Annotated in this window: 1 protein-coding gene and 1 pseudogene; one reads left to right on the forward strand and one right to left on the reverse strand. The window is 61.6% G+C overall.

From position 1 onward, the window contains the following. Nucleotides 1-88: 88 nt before the first annotated feature. Nucleotides 89-944 (reverse strand): annotated as a pseudogene (locus C451_RS21200) (2-oxoacid:acceptor oxidoreductase family protein); the annotation flags it as partial. On the opposite strand from C451_RS21200, the gene C451_RS23310 reads away from it, so the two are divergent. Further along, the coding region (locus tag C451_RS23310; RefSeq protein WP_206536701.1) for a hypothetical protein at nt 850-1,212 on the forward strand (363 nt) is incomplete at its 3' end. The pseudogene C451_RS21200 and the gene C451_RS23310 overlap by 95 nt on opposite strands.

Here is a 1,212-nt window from a genome sequence, read left to right on the forward strand (position 1 = left end):
GAAGAGTTCAAGCGAGTCGCCCGGGACAACGAGATGATTTCACGATCTCAGGCTGTACCCGCTGTTGTGTCCTCGGGGTAAACACGTACATCGTGAACACGTCCGTCCACGGCGTCATCGGGTAGCCCGCGATGAACCGGCAGCCCTCGTCGATCGCGCCGTAGGCCACCGAATGACTCCCGTTCAAGAGCACCTGCTCCTCGTCGTGGCTCCCGGTGGGCACTTCGAGATCGTGGGTGAACTCCATCTCGCTGACCTCGGCGTGGGCCTCCTCGAGCACTTCCACGTTGGTCTCGAGCATCTCCTCGCCCATCGTATCGGCCATCAGCTCCTCGAAAACCTCCGTGTCCATCCCGATCAGCGCGGCCGTTGCTGCAACACCGGCGGTGTTGCGCATGATCTCGCGGCCGTGCTCACGTGCGAGGCCACGCAGATCGAGCGGGTAGACGTGCCAGTCGTTCTCCTCGACGCGCTCGTCGAAGTTCTCGACCTCGTCGGTGTCGAGCAGNGAGGCCACGCAGATCGAGCGGGTAGACGTGCCAGTCGTTCTCCTCGACGCGCTCGTCGAAGTTCTCGACCTCGTCGGTGTCGAGCAGCCCCTCGTCGTAGACGATCACGCCGCCCTCGCGCAGTTCGTCGAGGTTCTCCGTCAGCGGTTTGACCTCCTCGTTGCCGTAGTAGGCCTCGCCGTCCTGGGGGTTCCGGGCGAAACTGTCACCGAGTGCCAGCAGGAAATCGTAGCCGTCGCCGCGCGATTTCACTGCGTGATCGGCCGCCCGCACCTCGACGTAGGTGTGGCCGCCACGAATTCGTGACGGGTAATGTCTGTGTGTGAATACGTCCAGCCCCGTGCGCATCAGCGCCTTCGTGAAGTTCTGGCTCGTCGAGTCGATCCCGTCGCCGGAACCGCCCGCGATCCGCCAGATGAGTTCATCTCCTGTCATTTGGGTCCACCAGAGTGGGTCAACTGCTGCTACCTCCCGAGCAACGAAACTAAAGCGTTGTCATCTGTTGTCATATGTTGATGATGACAGTCGCCGATTCGAGACTTCGGGAGGGACGCCGATTCGGGCGAATTGCCGCCGCAATGAGTATCTTTTTACTGTTCAGACGAGTTCGCCAGACATGGGACTGGACGAGGACGCACTCGACTATCACCGCGAGGACCCGCCCGGCAAGATCGAGATCTCGACGACCAAACCCACCAGCACC

Source organism: Halococcus thailandensis JCM 13552 (assembly GCF_000336715.1).
GTDB lineage: Archaea > Halobacteriota > Halobacteria > Halobacteriales > Halococcaceae > Halococcus > Halococcus thailandensis.